At 55.4% G+C, this 2,021-nt stretch carries 1 protein-coding gene and 1 pseudogene; one reads left to right on the top strand and one right to left on the bottom strand.

Features of this window, described 5'->3' with window-relative positions; all coding sequences use genetic code 11:
- Nucleotides 1–400 precede the first annotated feature (400 nt).
- Complete coding sequence (locus CIK76_RS12095) at nt 401–655, bottom strand: hypothetical protein (RefSeq protein WP_141393547.1); 255 nt, start codon at nt 653–655, stop codon at nt 401–403.
- Nucleotides 656–820: 165 nt separating this feature from the next.
- Between CIK76_RS12095 and CIK76_RS12090 the strand changes: the two are divergent.
- Nucleotides 821–2,021, top strand: a pseudogene (locus tag CIK76_RS12090) (ISL3 family transposase); the annotation flags it as partial.

Here is a 2,021-nt window from a genome sequence, read left to right as displayed (position 1 = left end):
TTCATGAAATACCCGGGCTAATTCCACCGGAACACAGTACATCCGAGTTGAATGCAACCATTCACAGTTTTACCAATGATCCCAATCCACCACGGAGTCGGAGATATCAGCTTCAGTAGCCAATGGATCAGTTCTGAATGTTGAATCCACGGCCACGTTCTTGAACAAACCCATCACCGGTTCAGTAGCGGCGTGATCATATGCGTCCCCGATTGCATGAATCGACGAAACCAATCAAAGAGGGGAAATCCGCTGAGAGCGTGTTGGTTCGTTCTAAAGCGTCTTGATGGCGTGGCCGAGAAGGATTCCGAAGGCCTGTAATGCTGCATTGTCTGACATGTACGCGTCACGTAGATCTCTGAGGGCAATATATGCGTCCCAGGAAGTAGATTGCTGCGCATTAAAAGAATCCCTGCTGATACCGCCCCGCCTCGTCCTCCATCGTGATCGCGTCTTTGATCCTGGAACGCATCGAAGGGGCTTGATACTTGGCCGGCCCGATCCAAACCATCTTGCGTTCGTTGCGGCGGATATCCGTCCAACAATTGCCGGAGTAGCAGATGAGCTGATTTGAGTATTCGCCTTGGACGGGACAGGAGCCCCAGCCTCCATTAACCGATGCGCCCATTTTGATTTCACCGAAGATTGGCATCACGGCCGCGAATCCTGCGGGGGGCTGCTAACGCGGCTCTTCAGGATTGAGAGTGTAACCACCTAAACCCAACACCCCGGATCCCGGGTATGTCGTCAATGCATTAAAAGTCGAGGCCTTCTAGAAGAATGGTAGTTCCTAAACAAACCATTTCTAGAGACATCGACTTTGCACCATTCTATCTAGAACCCTGCAAATCTCACGACATTCAGCAACCACGACGGCTTAGAACTCACCGCCATCAGGAAACGCCTGACCCTGTCAAAAGCTGAGATCCTCTGCGAAGTCACCAACCATGACCAGTGGTGCCGCACCTGCTGTGACGCCGGCGTTCCCCGCGATACTGTGACCCGCAGACTCGCCCACGACCCACTCTGCTGGCGCCCCACCGTCCTGGTCATCAATCACCGCCGCTACCGATGTGCCAACTGCCGACGAGCGTGACGTGAAGATCTGTGCCAAGCAGCAGCACCACGACAGAAAATCAGCCGCACCGCCCTGAACTGGGCTTTGACTGGGCAGGTCTGCCAACACCCGTCCGTCTCCCGAATTACCGAAGAACTGGGCTTCACGTGGAATACCGTCAACGTAGCAGTGCTGGCCGAAGGCCAGAGCCTGCTCATTGATGATCTGGACCGGTTCAACGGGGTCAAAGTGTTGGGCGTTGATGAGCATGTCTGGCGGCATACCCGCACCGGGGACAAGTACGTCACGGTCATCGTGGATCTCACCGCCGTGCGTAAGGGCACCGGAACCGCACGGCTGCTGGACATGGCTCCAGGCAGATCCAAGGTCGTGTTCAAAACCTGGCTGGGTGAGCAGGCAAGACGAGCAGTGGAAGCAGGGCATTGACGTCGTGGCGATGGACGGTTTCACCGGATTCAAAACAGCTGCTGTCGAAGAGCTGCCCCAAGCGGTAGAAGTGCTGGATCCATTCTATGTAGTCAAACTCGGTTCCTAGGCGCTGGACCAGACCCATCAACGGACCCAACGTGAGCAATACGGGCGGCGAGGACGGAAAGACGACCCGCTCTATAAGTGCCGACGCACGCTGACCACAGGTTTATCGCTGGCCACGGAGAATCAGAAGCAGCGTGTTGAAGAGCTGTTCAAAGTACCAGAGCATGAGCCGGTGCAGCTGGTGGGGAATATTTATCAAAGGATGGTGGACGCCTACCGGCAGTCGAAGACTGAGGTTGGGCGGTGGGCGATGGAGCAACTGATCGTCGCGGTCGGTACGAAGTTGCCTAAGAGCCTACCGGAGCTGAAGAAGCTGGGCAATACCCTGCGCAGAAGGAAGGCGGATATCTTGGCGTACTCTGTTCAGATTGGCAGTTCCAATGGTCCTACCAGGGCTACCGCAAAGTCC

Source organism: Glutamicibacter sp. BW80, from assembly GCF_002332385.1.
Lineage (GTDB): Bacteria > Actinomycetota > Actinomycetes > Actinomycetales > Micrococcaceae > Glutamicibacter.
This window is presented reverse-complemented; position numbering and strand designations above follow the sequence as displayed.